This is a genomic window from Streptomyces sp. NPDC101165 (assembly GCF_044768135.1).
In the GTDB taxonomy this organism is placed as follows: Bacteria; Actinomycetota; Actinomycetes; order Streptomycetales; family Streptomycetaceae; genus Streptomyces.
Window position 1 is genome coordinate 43,644 of the sequence record NZ_JBIWPG010000027.1, and the last position, 17,738, is coordinate 61,381.

Genomic DNA, 17,738 nt, shown 5'->3' on the forward strand with positions numbered 1-17,738 from the left:
GACCACATGCGCGAGCCGGGAGGTGCCTTCATGGCCGAGGAGCCGATCGACCTGATCCGTCTGGAGGGCGGGGGCAACAGCGTCACCCTCCGGATCACCGGGAAGGAGGCGGGGAAGCGTCCCGACGAGACGGACGTCCTGGCCGGGGAGTTCCAGGTCGACACAAGCTTCGTGCGGGGCAGCCTCAAGACCTGGCTCTTCCCGGAGGATCTGCGACAGTGGCAGCAGGCCCTGGACATGCTCGACGCGGGACAGGACATCGCATGGCGTGAAGGCTCCCGCGCCCCATGGCTGTTCATCGAGCGAGTCGAGGACGACGACCGGTGCCGAGTCACGATCAGGGACCACTCGATGTCCCTGACGACAGTGACCGTGACCGTCCCGTTGACCGACGCCTGGTTCGACGAGGCGTACGACCGCCTCGACCTGATCTGGAAGACCTGGCGTCCGAACGAGGGCTGAGCCGGAGCCGGCTACCCGTGCTGCGAGGGCGGTACGGGGCCCGTGAACGGGGGCATGTGCCGAAAACGCTCGTCCAGGGTGACCGTCGGCGTGATGCGATGCAGCGCTGCCCGGACCAGGGTGAGCGGATGGTCGGGGAAGAGCGCGTCCCACTGCTCGTCGTCGGCCACGTGGCACGGGAGTCCGCCGAACTGCCCTCCGACGGCGTACGGGTGGGGACGGAAGTAGGCCTCGTGTCCCACCTGGGCCATCACCGTGGCCTCGCGCATCCCGGTCATCCCGCCCTCCGCGGCCTGCACCTTCAGGACCGTGCTGCACCCGGCCTTCGGCACGGTCCACGAGCCGAGGAACACCTGCCCGTGCGGTCCGCCGGGCCTGGGCACCTTCACCAGTTGACGGACCGCCGGGACGCCGTGCACGGTGCCGGGGACCGCCTCGATCAGCCCGCCGCCGGCCCGGGCCACGCCCGCCGCGAGCCCGGTCCGCAGGTGTTCCAACTCGTGCAGCGGGGTGGGCAGATCGGGAACGAGGGGAAAGAAGTGGACCGACAGGACGAGTCCCGCCGCATCCGTCCACACGCCGGGCTCACGCTCGGTGAAGCCGGTCAGATCCAGGCCGGTGATCGGAGTCATGGTGATCATCATGCCGGGTGCGGACACTTCGCCGACGGCCGGGGCTCAGTCGTCCTCCTCCTCGCCGAAGGCCTCGAAGTCCGCGAACTCGACCGGGTCGTCGTCCTCGTCCAGGACGCACAGGCCGGCCGTGCCGAGCCGCCCGCGCTGCCAGGCCAGCAGCGTGTCGATCAGACCCTGCTCCAGCGGCGGCCCCTGGTCCGCGTGCCGGGGCCAGAACACGAGCGGCCAATCGTCGGGCCGGTCGCCCTCGGTGAGCCAGCCCAGGTAGTCGCCGTCGATGGAGTCGGCGAAGGGCAGGAAACCGCCGGGCGCCGGGAAGGTGGCGAGGGGATACCACTGAGGGTGGCCGGACTTCAGCGACTCGTAGGCCTCCAGCGTCTCGTCCACGAAGGCGGTGAAGCGCGGTGCCGTGGTGCGCAGCGGCTCCGGGAACCGCAGCCAGCCGCTCCAGCAGCCGCTGCCGTACGTCTCCATCAGCCGCACGTACTCCCCGGGCAACGGCGTGCCCAACTGCTCGAACAGCCCCTCCCAGGTGCCGTCGCCGAGCCGTGGCTCGGCCGGCGGCGGAGTCAGCAGGCGCAGCGCCTCCAGCCCCGTGCCGGTCTCCAGGGCGACCCGGCGCTCCGCCTCGCTCAGCCGGGGCGGGACGGGGGTTGGGGCGGTCCACGGCTCGGCGGTGTGGAGGAAGGCGGTGCGCGCGAAGGCGCCGGGCAGGGGGCCCATCAACGGGCCCGGCGGGGAGGGGAGTTCCCAGGTGTCGCGGACGGTGCGTCGGAGATATCCGGTGAGCGTGAGGTCGTAACGGTGCCAGGGGAGCAGACCGCTGCCGGGCACGGGCCCCTGGTGGGTGACGACCACCGTCCACTCGTCGGGATCGTCGGAGACCGAGGTGTCCCAGAACAGTGTGTCGCTGCCCCGGCTGCAGCCCCAGGCGAGCAGCCCGCCCGGTTCAGGGTGCAGCAACGGTCGCTCGCCCGCAGGGAGTTCACGCGCCTCGATCCGGGCCTCCCGCTGCGTGGCCCGCAGCCACTGGCCGTAGTCGAACCTGCCCGGCTGCACGCACGGCACATGGATCCAGAGGAACTCCCCGAAGTCCACCGGCCCGTACCGGTCGGCCAGCAGCTTGTAGTCGGTGGGCAGCCGCGTCCCCAGCCATTCCTCCACGGCCGCCCAGTCGACGGGGACGGGTGCGGGCGGGTGTTCGGCGTCCGGCTCGGCGAACTCGGCCAGGTCCACGGTCACGTGCGTCCTCCGGTGTGATCATCGACTGGGCGGGATTCTGCCACCGGTGGTCACCCCCTGCGGTCAGCGGCCCCCGCCGTATCGCCGACGACGACGTGTTCGGGCACTCCACCCGGAGCCTGTCCGCCGGGGTCGCCATCCTCGCCACCTCGGTCGCGGTCATCAACCTGCTCGTCGGCGGCGCCCTGACCGCTGTCGCCCTCACCGGGCACGTCCTCGGCGCCTGGCCCTCACCGGACCCGCTGAGCCCCGGCCTGATCGGCGCGGGCATGCTGGGCACCGCCCCGGCCTTGTTCGGACTCGCCCGCACCCGTGCCTGGGAGCAGGCCCGCACCCTCGTCCTGCCGCTCGCCGTGGTCCTGGCCGGTCTGTTCGCGGTCAGCCTGCTCAACGCCGGCCGGATGTACCTCGCCCGTGGCGGCCCGATCGTCTCCGTGCTGTTCAGCCTGGGCCGGCTGTTCGTGCTGGGGCTGCTCTGCGTGGGCGCGGCGATCTGCCTCGCCGGGCAACTCCTCCGCCGGTCCGGGCCGCCGGTCCCGCGCACCGCCCCGCTGCCCGGCTGGTCCAAGCCGCCCCTCGCCGTGCTCGGCTCGTCCTGGCTGGGCATCGGGACCGGACTGCTCCTCCGCCCCGGCTTCTGGGCGGACTTCGTCCCCTGGCACACCGACCGGGCGGACGCCCAGGCCCTCGGCCTCTGGGCCCTCGCGCTCGGCGTGGGGGTGCTGGGCGCTCTCGCCGAGGACGACTTCGACCGCACCCGCCCCGCCCTGCTGTCCCTGCCCGACACGGCCCTCGCCATCACGGTCGTCCTGGCGGCCCGCGCCCCGCACGTCGACTGGTCCTCCGGACCCGCCCTGGGCCTGGTCGTCATGGTGGCCGGACTGCTGACCGCCGGGGCCGGCGGCCGCCTCCTGCTGAAGGGCGGTGCCGCCGACGGCGGGGCGATGCGGAGCGCTGGTTAGGCTCAGTGCGTGCCCCATGTGGAAATCCTTCAGCTGCTGGTCTCGCCCGTGCACCGGTTCGAGGGCCGTCCGGGAGACGGACTGCCCGAACTGCCGCCCGACGACCTGGTGACGACCGCCGAGATCCGCGCGGGACTGGGCATCATCGGGGACCGGTACTTCAACCACCCCGCCCACCGCAACGCGTCGATCACCCTCATGGCCGTCGAACGCCTGCCGGGGCAGGGCCCGGACGAGTCCGACCTGCTGCGCACACGTCGTAACGTCCTGCTGCGCGGCGTGGACATCGACGCGTACATCGGCTCGACGGTCTTCCTCGACTGCGGCACCGGGCCCGTGGACCTGGAGGTACGGAGCGCTGCCCGGCCCTGCGCCTGGATGGACACCACGCTGGGACCCGGAGCGCAGCGGGCGCTGCGCGGCGGCGGGGGAGTGCGCTGTCGGCCGCTGACCGACGGGATCCTGACCGTGGGACCCGCCGTGTTCGGGGTGCGGGAAGCACAGGAGACGTAGGCGAACCAGGCACGGCAGATGAGTACGGCGACTCAGGCGATGCGCTCCGGAGATCATGAAGCCTGAGGGCATGACAAGCCCCTCGCCCAGCCCCTCGCCGATCGCCCCGTTCCCGTACCCCGCCCAGGCGCCGCAGCCCGTGCCGCCCCGTCCGCGCCGTCGGCTGCTCGTGGGCGCGGTGGCGCTGATCCTCGTCGCCGCGTGCGCGGTGGCCGCCGTCTGGTGGAGCAAGGGCGGGGAGGACGACCCACTGGCGGGACGTCCCCGGGTCACCGACACACGCGCCGGACTCTCCTACGCCGTGCCGGAAGGCTGGAAGCACGACGCGGCCAAGGACAAGGACCTGATCGACGCCTTCTCCTCGACGATGAGCAGGACCTCCGGCGCGGCCTCCTCGGGCGGCGGCACCGTACTGGCCGGCCGTGCCGCGCGGGCCGTGCCGCGCGCGGAGCTGCGCCGGGCGACCGAGAACGCCGCCCGCTCCAACGCCGAGTTCTTCTACCCCGACCGGCCGGCCACCCTGGAGGAGTCGCACGCCACCGAGGTGGACGGCCGGCCCGCCCACACGGCCGTCCTGCGGATCCGGAACGGCGACGACGGCACGGCCCGCCTGGAGATGACCCTGGTGACCGTCGACGGCGCACGCACCGCCTTCCTCCTCGGAGTCACCACGGACGAGGCCGACACACAGACCACGGCGGACATCCACGCGGTCGTCACCGACGCCACTGTCTCCTGACTGCACCGGTCACCAGGATCAGGAACCATGGGCGACCGACTGCCCCGAGCCGGCACCGGCCTTCACCCGCGCCGCCTCACGAAGCAGCCGCAGGCCGTTGCGCCCGACGACGACCGTCGAGCCCTCGTGGCCGAGGACACCGAGCGGCAGCGGCAGGGTGGCCGCGAGGTCCCAGCTCGGCCTGCCCGACACCCCGGACACGGACCGCCCGGCGGGTTGATCGCACTGCGGGTGTGCGCCGGACGCCGGCCCGGTGTGACCTGGTGTCCTGCGGCGCGGAGGCCTCACCCCAGGCTCGGCGGCGCCCAGTCGGCGTGGCGCAGGATGCCTCGGACCGTCGCCCGGGACGGGGCGAGTCGCAGGGCCGTGTTGCGCAGGGCGACGGCCGCGGGATGGGACAGCTGCTGGCCCATCCGGCCCGCCTGCCGGGCCGCGCGGGCGACCGACTGCGTGCGGGGCCGGCGCTCGGCGTCGTACCGGGCCAGCGCCGCTGCGACCGTGGGCGCGTTCGCCAGCGCCGCGGCCAGCGTGGCGGCGTCCTCCAGGGCCTGGCAGGCACCCTGGCCGAGATGCGGGGTCATGGCGTGGGCCGCGTCGCCGAGGAACGCGATCCGGTCCGCGACGAAGGTCGGCAGCGGTGTCACCAACTCGTGGATGTCGTGGTGCAGTACGGCCTCGGGCCGGGTCGCCTCCAGGAGCGCCGGGATCGGTTCGTGCCAGCTGCGGAAGCGGTCGCGCAGCATGCCGAGGGGGTCCGTATGACGCACTCCGGGCGGGGAGTTGAGCACCGCGTGCCACTCGGCGCGCCCGTCGGCGAAGGCGATGTGGCCGAACTCCGCTCCCTGTCCCCAGGTCAGCTCGAAGTCGCTGCCCAACTCCACCGGGCGCGCGGTGATGGCACGGAGGACCGTCGACCCGCTGTGCACGGGGCCGGGATGGTCCGGGAACACCTGGCCGCGCAGCCGGCTGCCCACGCCGTCCGCCGCGACGACCAGGTCCGCTTCCAGGACACCCGCTCCGGTCGGCACCTCGATCCGGTCGGGCGCCGGGCGGTCGACCGACGGCACGGTGACGCCCGTGCGCAGGCACTCCGGGGGCAGCGCCGCGCGCAGCAGGCCGTGCAGCGTGGCGCGCGGGATGCCGACGATCGGCGTGCCCAGCTCACGCGCGAGCGCGGCTCCGTCCATGCGTGCCAGCAGGCCGCCCGAGGGAGTGCGGGTGCCCCCGCTGTACTGCGGCCGGCCCGCCGCGCGCACCGCCGCGCCGACGCCGAGGACGTCCAGTGCGCGCAGCCCGTTGGCGTGCAGGGAGATGCCCGCACCCGCGTCGGCCAGGGCGGCGGCTCGTTCGAGGACCGTCACCTCCCAGCCGATCCGCTGCAGACCGATCGCCGCGGACAGTCCCCCGATCCCGCCACCGACCACCACCGCGGTACCGCCCATGTCGGTCCCCTCCCGTGCGCAGATCTTCTACAGATGTAGAAGGAGCGTACTCGGGCCCTCTACGGCTGTAGAAGCGGGGGTGTAGAAAGAGGGGGTGTCCACCGATCGACGTACCCTCCTCGCCGACGCGGCCATCGGCGTGCTCGCCGACGCCGGCATGCGCGGACTGACGCACCGCGCCGTGGACCGCGCGGCGAACCTGCCGCCCGGCACCACCTCCGCCTACTACCGCACCCGCCAGGCGCTGCTCACCGCACTGGTGCGCCGCCTGGTGGCACTCGACCAGGCGGAGCTGCAGGAGATCGGGAGCAGGACACCGGCGATCCGGCACGCCGACGAAGTGACGGCGGGCCTCATGGCCTTCACCGCGCTCCGACTCGCCGGGGAGGGGCGGCGGCGGTCCCTCGCGCGGTACGCGTGCGCCATCGAGAGCGTGCACCAGCCCGAGCTGCGCGAGATCCTCGTGCCCCGCGAGAACCTGGCGCGCCAGGCCCTGCAGGACTTCCTGGCCGCGCAGGGCGTGGAGGATGCCGAAGAACGTACGGTCACCCTGCTGACCTGCGTGGACGGGCTGGTCTTCGACCGGCTGGTGAACGGCGGGAGCGTGACCGGACCGGAGATCCGCGGCCTCGTGGCGGCGGCGCTGCGCTGAGCCGTACGACGACAACGGCACGGTCTCCCTCAGAAGCAGCCGTCTCCCTCAGGAGTAGCGGTCTCCCTCGGGAACAAAGGCAAGTTGTCGCGACCGCGGTCACGGCGGCACCGCCCGCACCGCGCGCGTCACCGCCCAGACGACCGAGATGAGCGGGACCGCGACCACCGCGCCGATCACGCCCGCGACGATGCTGCCCGCGATGACGGACACGGCGACGACGAGCGGGTGCAGCCGGACCGCCCAGCTCATCACCAGCGGGTGCAGCACATGTCCTTCGAGCTGGCCGATGACGACGATGAGCACCAGCACCGCCGCGGCCGTCAGCGGCCCGCGCCCGGCCAGGGCGACGATCGTGGCCACACCGAGCGCGACCGGTGAGCCCACCAGGGGCACGAACGTGGCGAAGAACTCCAGCAGCGTCAAGGGCAGCGCGAGCGGCACCCGCAGCACGAGCAGCGCGATGCCGACGAGCACGGCGTTGGTGGCCGCCACGATGATGATGCCGCGCGTGTACCCGGCGAACGTCCGCCAGGCGGCGCTCCCGGCCCGGTCCCAGGCCGGCCGGGCCGGGCCCGGCAGCAGCTGGTCGCGCGCCCAGCGCCACATGCGCTCGCCGGAGTGCATGAAGAAGGCGGAGGCGAACAGTGCGAGCGCGCCGCCCGTGATCACCTCGACGACTCTGCCCAGTCCCGACAGGGCGCTGCTGAGCAGGCTGGCCCGGTGCGCGGAGATGTAGTCGGTCACCTGGCGCTGCAGACCGGAGAGCCCGCCGGGGCTGAGCCGGAACGGCGGACGCTGCAGCCACAGCTCGATGCGGTGGATGCCGCCCCGGAACTCGCCGGCCAGCCTCGCCGACTCGCCCGCCACCGCGTTGCCCACGAGCGCCAGCAGGCCGAGCAGGATCAGCAGGCTGCCGACGAGTGCGAGGGCGACGCTCAGCGGCCTCGAAAAGACGCGGTTGAGGAAATCGACGAGGGGGCGCAGGACCGAGGTGACGACGAGGGCGAGGAACAGCGCGACGGCGATGAGCTGGAAGCGGCCGAGGATGCTGAAGACGCCGTAGACGACGATGCCGACGAGGATGAGGCGCCAGGAATAGGCCGCGGCGACCCGCAGCCACGGCACCGGGCGCCCGGCCACCGGGGCGTCGGGCTCCGCGCGGGTGACCGCCGAGAGCCGTACCGAGTACGCCGGCCGACTCCCCAGCACCGCCCGGCCCGCCCGGCGCCCTCCGCTCATCCGTCGACCCGCACCACCCACCAGGTCTTCCGCCTCCTCGCTGTGCCCGCACCCTGACCGTCCGTCACATCCTGAGAACGGTAAAGGCAAGCTGAAGGAGGAGGTGGCGCAACGCGCGGTAACAAGAACTTCACAACCCGTGGGTGCGCTCCACGGGCAGCAGCTCCCGGATGTCCGACGGCAGCGCCCCGGCGATCCGCTCGGTCAGCTCCGGAGCCAGAGCGGCGTCCAGCACCTCCAGTACCGCCGCGGCGTCGCGCAGGGCCGTGTCCTCGTCGGTGCCGGCCCGGTCGGCGATCCGTCCGGCGAAGACGGTCAGCCCGAACCGCTCGCCCGCGGTGCCCGAGTCGGCGCCGCCCGACGTGTCCGCCGCCAGCCGCATGTCGGCCGCCAGGTCCGGCGGCAACTGAGCGGCCACATGGCGGGCGAGCCCGGACGGCAGCCGTTCCGAGAGCGTGCTCACCACGGCGTGCGTCGCCCGCTCGGCCGTTCCCCGGTCGGGCAGCCGGGCGAGTGCCTGCACCTTTCCGATGATCTCGTCGTGATGCATGAGGCCGGCTCCTTCCTCACGATGCCAGGGCGGGGCCGCGCTGGGACTCCGGGGAGCGGCGGGTGAAGGTGACGGCCCGCACCGGCGCGCAGATCACGGCGAAGAAGACGAGGGCCGTGAAGACGATCCATGGCGCGAAGGAGAGGAAGACGCTGCCGTACCCGACCGGTGCGGCCGTCCGGTCCCTGGTCGCCGATTGCTGAGCCATGGGATCACTTCCAGCGCGGGGGCGGGCCCGTCGGGGGCCCGGCCCGTCCTTCCATCGTGCCGCCGGGACACGGCCCGCGCATCCGCGCCCGCGAGCCCCGAGGGGCCGCCCGGAACGCGATCCGGATGGAGGAAGAGACCCCGCCGACACCAACGAAACGCCGCAGGGGTTCTTCACGGCTCCCCCGAGAGGGACGAACATGCCATGTCATGGACATTTTGCTCGTGGCCAGCGCGTTCAACAGCCTCTCCCAGCGGCTGTACGCCGAACTCTCCGACCTGGGACACCGCGTGGAGGTCGTACTCGCCACGCACGGCGCGGACCCGGTCCGTGCCGCCGTACACGACCTGCGCCCGGACCTGATCGTCGCGCCGATGCTGAAGACGGCCCTGCCGGAGGACGTCTGGCGGGAGCAGACCTGCCTCATCGTGCATCCGGGGCCGCCCGGCGACCGGGGCCCGTCCGCGCTGGACTGGGCCATCGCCGACCAGGCGCCGCGCTGGGGCGTGACGGTGCTCCAGGCCGAGGCGGCCATGGACGCCGGGGACATCTGGGCCGCGGAGTCGTTCCCCGTGCCGCCCGTCGGCAAGAGCGACCTGTACCGCAACGAGGCCTCCGACGCCGCCGTGGCCGCCGTCCTGCTCGCCGTACGCCGGTTCGCCGACGCCTCGTTCAAACCGCGCCCGCAGACCGGTGACCCCGACGCGTCCCAGGCCCCCGTCCCCGTCGTGTGGCGCGACTTCTTCCGGCAGGAGCGACGGCGCATCGACTGGGCGCACGACACCACCGAGACCGTGCTGCGCAAGCTCCGCGGCGCCGACTCGCAGCCCGGTGTCCTGGACGAACTCCTCGGCCACGAGGTGTTCCTGCACGGCGGGCACCCCGAGGACCGGCTGCGCGGCCGCCCCGGCGAACTCCTCGCGACCAGGGCGGGCGCGGTCTGCCGGGCCACCCGGGACGGCGCCGTGTGGATCCCGGAACTGCGCCCGCGCAAGAACTCCGGGGACCCGGCGCCCTTCCGCCGCCCCGCAGCCTCCGTGCTCGCCTCGCTCGCCGGCACGCTCGAACTCCCGGAAGCCGCCGTCCCGCTCGAACTATCCCCGCGCCGCCGCACCTGGACCGACATCCGCTACCGGCGGCGCGGCGACGTCGGCTTCCTCGGCTTCTCCTTCCCGGGCGGAGCGATGAGCACCGACCAGTGCCGCAGGCTGCTCGCCGCCTACCGGTACGCGCTCGCCCGCCCCACCTCCGTCCTGGTGCTCGGCGGCGCCCGCGACTTCTTCTCCAACGGCATCCACCTGAACGTCATCGAGGCCGCCGCCGACCCGGCCGAGGAGTCCTGGACCAACCTCACCGCCATGGACGACCTCGTCGAGGCCGTGCTGCGCACCACCGACCGGCTGGTGGTGACCGCGCTCGCCGGCAACGCGGCCGCGGGCGGCGCCATGCTCGCCCTCGCCGCCGACCACGTCTGGTGCCGTACCGGAGCCGTCCTCAACCCGCACTACCGGCGGATGGGCCTGTACGGATCCGAGTTCTGGACGTACTCGCTGCCGCGCCGCGTCGGGGCCGACACCGCCCACCGGCTGACGGAGGAGGCGCTGCCGCTGAGCGCCGCATCGGCCGAGGGGCTCGGGCTGGTGGACCGGCTCGTGCCCACCGGACCGGGGGACTTCGCCGCCGAGGTCGAGCGACTGGCCGCCGGCCTCGCCGCCGCCCCGGACCTCGGGCGACGCATCGCAGCCAAGGCCGCGGCACGCCACATGGACGAGCAGGCACGGCCGCTCGCGGACTACCGGCGGGACGAACTCGCCCGCATGTACGCCCTCTTCTTCGACCCCACGGCCCCGTACCACGCCCTGCGGTCGGCCTTCGTCCGGAAGATGCCCACCGGCGACGCCCGCCCCCTGGCACCGGCCGTCGGAGCCCTCCGGTGAACCCCGCACACTCCCCGCTGCTCGTGGCGGGCGTCGGCAACATCTTCCTCGGCGACGACGCGTTCGGCCCCGAGGTGATCCGTGCCCTCGACCGGCGCCCGCTGCCGCCCGAGGTGGGGGTGCGGGACTTCGGCATCCGCGGCCTGGACCTCGCCTATGCGCTGCTGGACGGTTGCGCCACCGCGGTCCTGGTCGACGCGGCCCCGCGCGGACACCGCCCCGGCACACTCACCCTGATCGAGGCGGCACCGCCCGACGGCACCGCCGTGCCCGAGGCGCACGGCATGGATCCGCAGAAGGTGCTGGCCCTGGCCGCACACCTGGGCGACGAGCCGCTGCCCCGGGTCCTCGTCCTGGCCTGCGAGCCCGCCGTCCTGCCGAGCGGCGACGAGGACATCATGCCGGGGATCAGTCCACCGGTGCGGGAGGCGGTCGACCGGGCCGTGGACGCGCTGCACACCCTGGTCCCCGTACTGCTGGCCGACCCCGCCGCACCCGCACCGCCGTTGGGCCGCCCGATGGAATCCGGGCCCCCGCACGCGGCTGCGCTGCCCGGCCTCGCGGCCGACGGAGCCGAAGATCGGTGAGACCCCGGGCCGTACGTGACACGGCCGGGGCTCCGCCGCACGACTCCGAGGAGCTGCGCCCATGTGCCGGTCCGACGTCAAGCAGGCCGTCCTGGCGAAGAACGACGACCTGGCCGCGAGCCTGCGCGACGATCTGACGCGACAGGGCGTCACGGTGGTCAACCTGCTGTCCAGCCCGGGCAGCGGCAAGACCGAGATCCTCGGGCGGATCCTGGCCCGAGCGGTGGAGCGCGGCGTTCCGGTCGCCGCGCTCACCGCGGATCTCGCGACCGAGAACGATGCCGTCCGGCTGGCGCGTTCGGGCGCCCCCGTCCAGCAGCTGCTCACCGACGGACTGTGCCATCTGGAGGCCCGGCAGGTACGCGGGCGCCTGGAAGGCTGGCTGCCGGCGGACACCGCGGTGCTCTTCGTGGAGAACGTCGGCAACCTCGTCTGCCCGGCCTCGTACGACCTCGGCGAGACCCTGCGGATCGTCCTGATGGCGGTGACCGAGGGCGAGGACAAACCCCTGAAGTACCCGACCGCGTTCGGCTCGGCCCACCTGGTCGTCGTCACCAAGACCGACCTGGCCGAGCCGGCCGGCTTCGACGAGATGACCTTCCGGGCGAACGTCCAGCGGGTCAACCCGGGGGTGGAGATCGTACGGTCGTGCGCGCGCACCGGCGACGGCGTCGACACCCTCCTGGCCCACGCCCTCGCCGCCCGGCACGGAGCCCCGCCGCACCGGCCGCCGCTCGCCCCGCATCCCCACGGGCACCACCACCCCGCCTCCGCCCCCGTCTCGTGACCGCTCCCGTCACCGGCCCGGTCCGCCGCCGGATCACCGTGCGCGGCACGGTGCAGGGGGTCGGCTTCCGGCCGTACGTGCACCGGCTGGCCGCCGACCTGGAGCTGGCCGGGTTCGTCAGCAACACCGCGAACGGCGTGCTCATCGAGGTCGAGGGCCCGGCGGGCGAAGTGGGCCGGTTCTTCGACCGGTTGACGGAGCAGCCACCCCCGCTGGCGGCGGTGACGGGCGTCGGCAGCGAGGACGTCCCCGCCACCGGCACCAGCGGCCCGTTCACCATCCGGCCCACCGAGCGGTCGGCGGGCCGGACCCTGCTCCCGCCGGACACCGCGACCTGCGCCGACTGCCTGCGCGAGCTGGCCGACCCGGCCGACCGCCGCCACCGTCACCCCTTCATCACCTGCACCCACTGCGGCCCCCGCTTCACCATCGCCACGGGGATGCCGTACGACCGAGCGGCCACCACCATGGCCGGCTTCCCGATGTGCCCCGCCTGCGCCCGGGAGTACAGCGCCCCCGAGGACCGGCGCTTCCACGCCCAGCCCGTCGCCTGCCCCGACTGCGGCCCGCGGCTCCGCCTGATCCCAGCCGACGGAACCGGTGTGCGCCCGGCCCGGGACGCGGACGCCCTGGCCACGGCGCGGGCGCTGCTGGCCGCGGGCCGGATCGTCGCCGTGAAGGGGGTCGGCGGCTACCACCTGGCCTGCGACGCCACCGACTCGAGCGCCGTCGCCACGCTGCGCACCCGCAAGGAGCGCGGCGGCAAGGCCTTCGCCGTGATGTGCGCCGACCTCGACACGGCGGAGCGCGTCGCGGCCCTCTCCGACGCCGAACGGGCCGCGCTCACCGGCGCCCGGCGCCCCATCGTCCTGCTGCGCAGACGCACCCCCGCGGACGGGCTCCGCCTCGCCGACCAGGTCTGCCCCGGCAGCCCGCACGTGGGCGTGATGCTGCCCTACACCCCCGTGCACACCCTGCTGTTCGGGCTGCCCGGCGATCCTCCCGGCCCCCGGGTACTGGTCATGACCAGCGGCAACCGCTCCGGCGAGCCCATCGTCACCGACGACGCCGAGGCGCTGACCCGACTGGCCGGACTCGCCGACGCCTGGCTCGCCCACGACCGGCCCATCGCCTCCCCGTGCGACGACTCCCTCCTGCGGATCCGCCCCGACGGCACCGAACAGGTGCTCCGACGTTCCCGCGGTTACGTCCCCCGCCCGCTGCGCCTCCCGCTCCCGGTCCGTCCCACGCTCGCGGTCGGCGGCGACCTGAAGAACGCGCCCTGCCTGGGCGAGGGAGACCTCGCCTGGTTCGGGCCGCACATCGGCGACATGGGTGACCTGGCCACCCTCGAAGCGGCCGAGAGAGCCGAACGGCACCTCGGCCGCCTCACGGGAGTCACCCCGCGGCTGGTGGCCGCCGACCGGCACCCCGGTTATCACTCGACGGGTTGGGCACGGACACGATCGTCCCGACTCGGGCTTCAGCCGCCGACGCTGGTCCAGCATCACCACGCCCACATCGCCTCGGCGATGGCCGAACACGGCCTCGACGGCACCGCACCCGTCATCGGCGTCGCCTTCGACGGCACCGGGTACGGCGACGACGGCACCGTGTGGGGCGGCGAGGTGCTGCTCGCCGACTACACCGGCTACCTGCGCTTCGCCCACCTGACCCCGGCCCCGTTGCCCGGCGGGGACGCGGGCGTCGCCAACCCCTGCCGGCTGGCGCTGGCCCGACTGTGGGCGGCGGGGCTGCCGTGGGAGCGGGACCTGCCGAGTGCCGCCGCGTGCTCCGAGTCCGAACTCGCCGTACTGCGGCGACAGTTGGAACGTCAGGTGGCATGTGTCCCGACGTCCGGCATGGGCCGCCTCTTCGATGCCGTGTCGTCTCTGGTCGGCGTGTGCCACCGCGCGGGGTACGAGGCGCAGGCGGCGCTGGAACTGGAGGCCGCGGCGACGGAGGCATGGCATGCGGACACCAGGGCGTACCGCTTCGGGTTCCGGACCCTCCCGCCACCCCACGCAGCCCCGGCCGGTGAGTCTCTCGGCCGACTGAACCGGGCGGGCAGGTGGGAGATCGCACCCCCGCTGCAGGCTCTCCTCACCGACCTGCGGCGCGGCACCCCCACCCCCGTGCTCGCGGCCCGCTTCCACCGGGGTGTGGCCCGGGCCGTCACGGAGATCTGCCGGCGGGCCCGCGGAACGACCGGCCTGACCACGGTCGCCCTCACCGGAGGCGTCTTCGCCAACGCCCTGCTGGAGGAGGAGTGTGCCGCCCTGCTGGCCGCGGACCGGTTCACGGTCCTGCGGCACCGCGAAGTACCCCCGAACGACGGCGGGTTGGCGCTCGGTCAGCTCATGGTCGCGGGAACAGCAACCAACCACGAGACGGAGTGACCCATGTGTCTGGCAGTGCCCGGCAAGGTCGTGGCCATCGACGACGGCGCCGACCCGCTCACCGGTCTGATCGACTTCGGCGGAGTGCGGAAGCAGGCGTGCCTCGAGTACCTGCCCGATGTGCGGGTGGGGGAGTACGTGATCGTCCACGTCGGGTTCGCCCTGCAGCGCCTGGACGAGGAGTCGGCCCGGGCGTCCCTGGAGCTGTTCGAGCAACTCGGTCTGCTGGAGGAGGAGTTCGGCGACGCCTGGCAGCAGGCTGCCCGGCAGGAGAACGGGAGCGAGGTCCAGTGAAGTACATCGACGAGTTCAACGACCCGGATCTGGCACGCCGGTTGCTCGACGAGATCCGCGCCACCGTCACCCGCCCCTGGGCGCTGATGGAGGTGTGCGGCGGCCAGACCCACTCCATCATCCGACATGGCATCGACCAACTCCTGCCGGACGAAGTGGAGTTGATCCACGGTCCGGGCTGCCCGGTGTGCGTCACGCCCCTCGACGTGATCGACAAGGCGCTGGAGATCGCCGCCCGCCGGGACGTGATCTTCTGCTCCTTCGGCGACATGCTGCGGGTGCCCGGCACCGGCCGGGACCTGTTCCGGGTCAAGGGCGAGGGCGGTGACGTACGGGTGGTCTACTCGCCGCTCGACGCCCTGGACCTCGCCCGCAAGAACCCGGACCGGCAGGTCGTCTTCTTCGCCATCGGCTTCGAGACCACCGCCCCCGCCAACGCCATGGCCGTGCACCAGGCCCGCCGTCTCGGCGTGGACAACTTCAGCCTGCTGGTGTCCCACGTCCGGGTCCCCCCGGCGATCGACGCCATCATGTCGGCGCCCGCCTGCCGGGTGCAGGGCTTCCTCGCCGCCGGGCACGTGTGCAGCGTGATGGGCACCGCCGAGTACCCGGACCTGGCCGAGAAGCACCGGGTCCCGCTCGTCGTCACCGGCTTCGAACCGCTGGACATCCTCGAGGGCATCCGCCGCGCCGTCCACCAACTGGAGCGCGGTGAGCACCGGGTGGAGAACGCCTACCCCCGGGCCGTGCGCGAGCAGGGCAACCCGGCGGCCCTGCGCATGATCGAGGAGGTGTTCGAGGTCACCGACCGCAACTGGCGCGGCATCGGCCGGATCCCGGTGAGCGGCTGGCGCCTGACCGACGCCTTCCGCGCCTACGACGCCGAGCACCGCTTCGACGTCGCCGGCATCCGCACCGAGGAGCCCGCCGCGTGCCGGGCCGGCGAGGTGCTGCAGGGCCTGATCAAGCCGACCGAGTGCGCCGCGTTCGGCACGACCTGCACCCCGCGCACCCCACTGGGCGCCACCATGGTCTCCAGCGAGGGCGCCTGTGCCGCCTACTACCTGTACCGCCGGATGACGGACACCCCGGCACGGCAGGGATCCCGCATCCCGCAGGAGGAGATGAACCCCGTTGGCTGACCTCGCCACCGAAGCGGCCGACGCGGCCGAAGCGACGGAAGCGGCCGTCGACCCCGCGAACTGGACCTGCCCGGCGTCCCTGCGCGACCAGCCGGTCGTGGTCATGGGGCACGGCGGAGGCGGCGCGCTGTCCGCCGAGCTGATCGAGCAGGTCTTCGCGCCCGCGTACGGCAACCCCACCCTGGCCGCCCTCACCGACTCGGCCGTCCTCGAGCTGGGCGGCGTCCGGCTGGCCTTCTCCACCGACTCCTACGTCGTACGGCCGCTGTTCTTCCCGGGCGGCTGCCTGGGCGACCTCGCGGTCAACGGCACCGTCAACGACCTGGCGATGAGCGGCGCCCGCCCCGCCTACCTCTCCACGGCCTTCGTCCTGGAGGAGGGCGTGGAACTGGCCGTCGTCGGGCGGATCGCCCGCGCCATCGGGGCGGCGGCCGAGGCGGCGGGTGTCACCGTCGCCACCGGCGACACCAAGGTGGTCGAGTCCGGGCACGGCGACGGCGTCTACGTCACCACCGCCGGCGTCGGCCTCGTCCCCGACGGCGTCGACATCCGCCCGCAGCGCGCCCGGCCCGGCGACGCCGTCATCGTCAGCGGACCGATCGGCCTGCACGGCGTCGCCATCATGAGCGTGCGGGAGGGGCTGGAGTTCGGGGTCGAGATCGCCTCCGACACCGCGCCGCTGGCCGGCCTGGTGGAGGCCATGCTGGCGGTCACCCGGGACATCCACGTGCTGCGCGACCCCACCCGGGGCGGGCTCGGCGCCTCGCTCAACGAGATCGCCCGCGCCTCCGGCACCGGCGTACGGCTGCGGGAGCGGGCTATCCCGGTCCCGGACGAGGTCGCCAACGCCTGCGGCTTCCTCGGCCTGGACCCGCTGTACGTCGCCAACGAGGGCCGGCTCGTCGCCTTCGTGCCCCGGGACGAGGCCGAGGCCGTGCTCGCGGCGATGCGCGCCCATCCGCAGGGCACCGGCGCGACCCTGATCGGCAGTTGCGTCGAGGAGCATCCCGGCATGGTCGTCGTGGCCACCGGACTCGGCGGCACCCGGGTGGTGGACCTGCCACTGGGGGAGCAGTTGCCCCGTATCTGCTGAGCGGCCCGGACAGCAGTCGGCCCCGCCGGAGCCCGAGCTCCGGCGGGGCCGACTGCCGTCAGGGCCGGACCGCGGCCGCCTCGACGTCCGTGATCTCCAGTTCCCTGCCGCTGCGCAGGTCCTGCGAGGGCCGGTCGCAGCGCGGGCACCAGAAGAACGGCGGCATGCCGACCGCGAACTCCTCCGCGCACCCGCCGCACCAGGCCCGCGCCGTCACCTGCTCGACCACGAGCCGGGCCGCGGCGAGGGCCGTACCGTCGCGGGCCACCTCGAAGGCGAAGTGCAGCGCGTCCGGCACCACACCGGCCAGCTCGCCGACCCGGACGGTCACCGACGAGACGTCGTCGGCGCCGTCCGCGCGGGCGATCTCCTCGGCCTGCTCCACGATCGCCGTGGCGATCGACAGCTCGTGCACGGCCGGATCAGGGGTAGCGGCGGTTCGCGCGGACGCCACCGGTCATCCGGTAGATCCGCAGCTCGCGCACCACACCGGGCAGCTCCTTCAGGAACAGGGCCAGTGCCAGACCGCCCACCAGAGCGGCCTGTGCGAGCAGCACCTGACGTCCGGACATCGCCGACCTCGCTCTCTTCGCTGTTCGGCAGCGTTGGTTCACGCTCACTCCCTGCTCTCTCATCCCGGTGAGATGTTCGGCATCACGTCCAGCAGGGCGTCATGCCGCTTCCAGTGGATCCCGGTGGAGCGGCGCGCGTCGGCGGTGCCGTCCTCGTGGTGTCCGCTCTGGTGCTGGTAGGGGCCCCGGTTGCCCTGGTGCAGGCCCGGCACATGGCTGGGCGTGTCGGGCTTCGCCTGGGGGCGGCCCACTCTGATGCTGCCCATGTCTGTTCTCCTTC

At 73.6% G+C, this 17,738-nt stretch carries 22 protein-coding genes; 12 read left to right on the top strand and 10 right to left on the bottom strand.

What is annotated here, in order from left to right:
• Positions 1-6: 6 nt before the first annotated feature.
• A complete protein-coding gene (locus ACIRVH_RS40330; protein ID WP_403964536.1) occupies positions 7-462 on the top strand; it encodes a DUF5959 family protein in 456 nt (151 codons plus the stop codon).
• Positions 463-473: 11 nt separating this feature from the next.
• Here ACIRVH_RS40330 and ACIRVH_RS40335 read toward each other — a convergent pair whose 3' ends face one another.
• Positions 474-1,094: a hypothetical protein gene (locus tag ACIRVH_RS40335; RefSeq protein ID WP_403964538.1), complete on the bottom strand. Its 621-nt coding sequence runs from the start codon at positions 1,092-1,094 to the stop codon at positions 474-476.
• Between the two features lie 45 nt (positions 1,095-1,139).
• Positions 1,140-2,339: an SMI1/KNR4 family protein gene (locus ACIRVH_RS40340; protein WP_403964540.1), complete on the bottom strand. Its 1,200-nt coding sequence runs from the start codon at positions 2,337-2,339 to the stop codon at positions 1,140-1,142.
• Positions 2,340-2,353: 14 nt separating this feature from the next.
• On the opposite strand from ACIRVH_RS40340, the gene ACIRVH_RS40345 reads away from it, so the two are divergent.
• The 3 genes from ACIRVH_RS40345 to ACIRVH_RS40355 all read left to right on the top strand — a co-directional run bounded on the left by ACIRVH_RS40345 (position 2,354) and on the right by ACIRVH_RS40355 (position 4,553).
• The gene (locus tag ACIRVH_RS40345; RefSeq protein WP_403964542.1) at positions 2,354-3,301 is read left to right on the top strand and encodes a hypothetical protein; all 948 of its coding nucleotides are present in this window, start codon (positions 2,354-2,356) and stop codon (positions 3,299-3,301) included.
• Between the two features lie 9 nt (positions 3,302-3,310).
• Complete coding sequence (locus ACIRVH_RS40350) at positions 3,311-3,814, top strand: molybdenum cofactor biosysynthesis protein (RefSeq protein WP_403964544.1); 504 nt, start codon at positions 3,311-3,313, stop codon at positions 3,812-3,814.
• A 70-nt stretch (positions 3,815-3,884) separates the two neighbouring features.
• Entirely contained in the window at positions 3,885-4,553 is a 669-nt protein-coding gene (locus tag ACIRVH_RS40355) for a hypothetical protein (protein WP_403964546.1), read from the top strand.
• 18 nt (positions 4,554-4,571) lie between these two features.
• Here ACIRVH_RS40355 and ACIRVH_RS40360 read toward each other — a convergent pair whose 3' ends face one another.
• Together ACIRVH_RS40360 and ACIRVH_RS40365 are read right to left on the bottom strand one after the other, a co-directional pair.
• Entirely contained in the window at positions 4,572-4,745 is a 174-nt protein-coding gene (locus ACIRVH_RS40360; RefSeq protein ID WP_403964548.1) for a hypothetical protein, read from the bottom strand.
• Between the two features lie 92 nt (positions 4,746-4,837).
• A complete protein-coding gene (locus ACIRVH_RS40365) occupies positions 4,838-5,995 on the bottom strand; it encodes an FAD-dependent monooxygenase (RefSeq protein ID WP_403964551.1) in 1,158 nt (385 codons plus the stop codon).
• 94 nt (positions 5,996-6,089) lie between these two features.
• On the opposite strand from ACIRVH_RS40365, the gene ACIRVH_RS40370 reads away from it, so the two are divergent.
• The gene (locus ACIRVH_RS40370) at positions 6,090-6,647 is read left to right on the top strand and encodes a TetR/AcrR family transcriptional regulator (protein WP_403964553.1); all 558 of its coding nucleotides are present in this window, start codon (positions 6,090-6,092) and stop codon (positions 6,645-6,647) included.
• 99 nt (positions 6,648-6,746) lie between these two features.
• On the opposite strand, the gene ACIRVH_RS40375 is transcribed toward ACIRVH_RS40370, so the two are convergent.
• The 3 genes from ACIRVH_RS40375 to ACIRVH_RS40385 all read right to left on the bottom strand — a co-directional run bounded on the left by ACIRVH_RS40375 (position 6,747) and on the right by ACIRVH_RS40385 (position 8,647).
• Positions 6,747-7,889 (bottom strand): AI-2E family transporter, encoded by a 1,143-nt coding sequence (locus tag ACIRVH_RS40375; RefSeq protein ID WP_403964555.1) that lies wholly within the window; start codon positions 7,887-7,889, stop codon positions 6,747-6,749.
• Positions 7,890-8,019: 130 nt separating this feature from the next.
• Positions 8,020-8,439: a DUF2267 domain-containing protein gene (locus ACIRVH_RS40380; RefSeq protein ID WP_403964558.1), complete on the bottom strand. Its 420-nt coding sequence runs from the start codon at positions 8,437-8,439 to the stop codon at positions 8,020-8,022.
• A gap of 16 nt (positions 8,440-8,455) precedes the next feature.
• Positions 8,456-8,647 (bottom strand): hypothetical protein, encoded by a 192-nt coding sequence (locus ACIRVH_RS40385; RefSeq protein WP_403964561.1) that lies wholly within the window; start codon positions 8,645-8,647, stop codon positions 8,456-8,458.
• 209 nt (positions 8,648-8,856) lie between these two features.
• Here ACIRVH_RS40385 and ACIRVH_RS40390 point away from each other — a divergent pair, with 209 nt between their 5' ends.
• From ACIRVH_RS40390 to hypE, 7 genes are all read left to right on the top strand, one after another.
• Complete coding sequence (locus ACIRVH_RS40390) at positions 8,857-10,584, top strand: enoyl-CoA hydratase-related protein (RefSeq protein ID WP_403964563.1); 1,728 nt, start codon at positions 8,857-8,859, stop codon at positions 10,582-10,584.
• The gene (locus ACIRVH_RS40395; RefSeq protein WP_403964565.1) at positions 10,581-11,171 is read left to right on the top strand and encodes a hydrogenase maturation protease; all 591 of its coding nucleotides are present in this window, start codon (positions 10,581-10,583) and stop codon (positions 11,169-11,171) included. The genes ACIRVH_RS40390 and ACIRVH_RS40395 overlap by 4 nt, the downstream gene beginning before the upstream one ends.
• A 61-nt stretch (positions 11,172-11,232) precedes the next feature.
• Complete coding sequence (gene hypB / locus ACIRVH_RS40400) at positions 11,233-11,958, top strand: hydrogenase nickel incorporation protein HypB (RefSeq protein ID WP_403964567.1); 726 nt, start codon at positions 11,233-11,235, stop codon at positions 11,956-11,958.
• Positions 11,955-14,357 carry a carbamoyltransferase HypF gene (hypF, locus tag ACIRVH_RS40405; RefSeq protein WP_403964569.1) on the top strand — a complete coding sequence of 801 codons (2,403 nt, stop codon included), beginning with the start codon at positions 11,955-11,957 and terminating at the stop codon, positions 14,355-14,357. The genes hypB and hypF overlap by 4 nt, the downstream gene beginning before the upstream one ends.
• A gap of 3 nt (positions 14,358-14,360) precedes the next feature.
• Entirely contained in the window at positions 14,361-14,651 is a 291-nt protein-coding gene (locus ACIRVH_RS40410) for a HypC/HybG/HupF family hydrogenase formation chaperone (protein ID WP_403964571.1), read from the top strand.
• A complete protein-coding gene (gene hypD, locus ACIRVH_RS40415; RefSeq protein ID WP_403964573.1) occupies positions 14,648-15,793 on the top strand; it encodes a hydrogenase formation protein HypD in 1,146 nt (381 codons plus the stop codon). Before ACIRVH_RS40410 ends, hypD begins: the two co-directional genes overlap by 4 nt.
• A 103-nt stretch (positions 15,794-15,896) precedes the next feature.
• A complete protein-coding gene (gene hypE, locus ACIRVH_RS40420) occupies positions 15,897-16,886 on the top strand; it encodes a hydrogenase expression/formation protein HypE (protein ID WP_403964723.1) in 990 nt (329 codons plus the stop codon).
• A 58-nt stretch (positions 16,887-16,944) separates the two neighbouring features.
• Here hypE and hypA read toward each other — a convergent pair whose 3' ends face one another.
• Genes hypA through ACIRVH_RS40435 form a run of 3 tightly spaced genes read right to left on the bottom strand, consistent with a single transcriptional unit; the run spans position 16,945 to position 17,724 of the window.
• Positions 16,945-17,301 (bottom strand): hydrogenase maturation nickel metallochaperone HypA, encoded by a 357-nt coding sequence (gene hypA / locus ACIRVH_RS40425; RefSeq protein ID WP_403964575.1) that lies wholly within the window; start codon positions 17,299-17,301, stop codon positions 16,945-16,947.
• A 7-nt stretch (positions 17,302-17,308) separates the two neighbouring features.
• Positions 17,309-17,458, bottom strand: a complete 150-nt coding sequence (locus ACIRVH_RS40430) for a hypothetical protein (RefSeq protein WP_386578740.1) — start codon at positions 17,456-17,458, stop codon at positions 17,309-17,311.
• Positions 17,459-17,517: 59 nt separating this feature from the next.
• Positions 17,518-17,724 (bottom strand): hypothetical protein, encoded by a 207-nt coding sequence (locus tag ACIRVH_RS40435; protein ID WP_403964577.1) that lies wholly within the window; start codon positions 17,722-17,724, stop codon positions 17,518-17,520.
• Positions 17,725-17,738 lie beyond the last annotated feature (14 nt).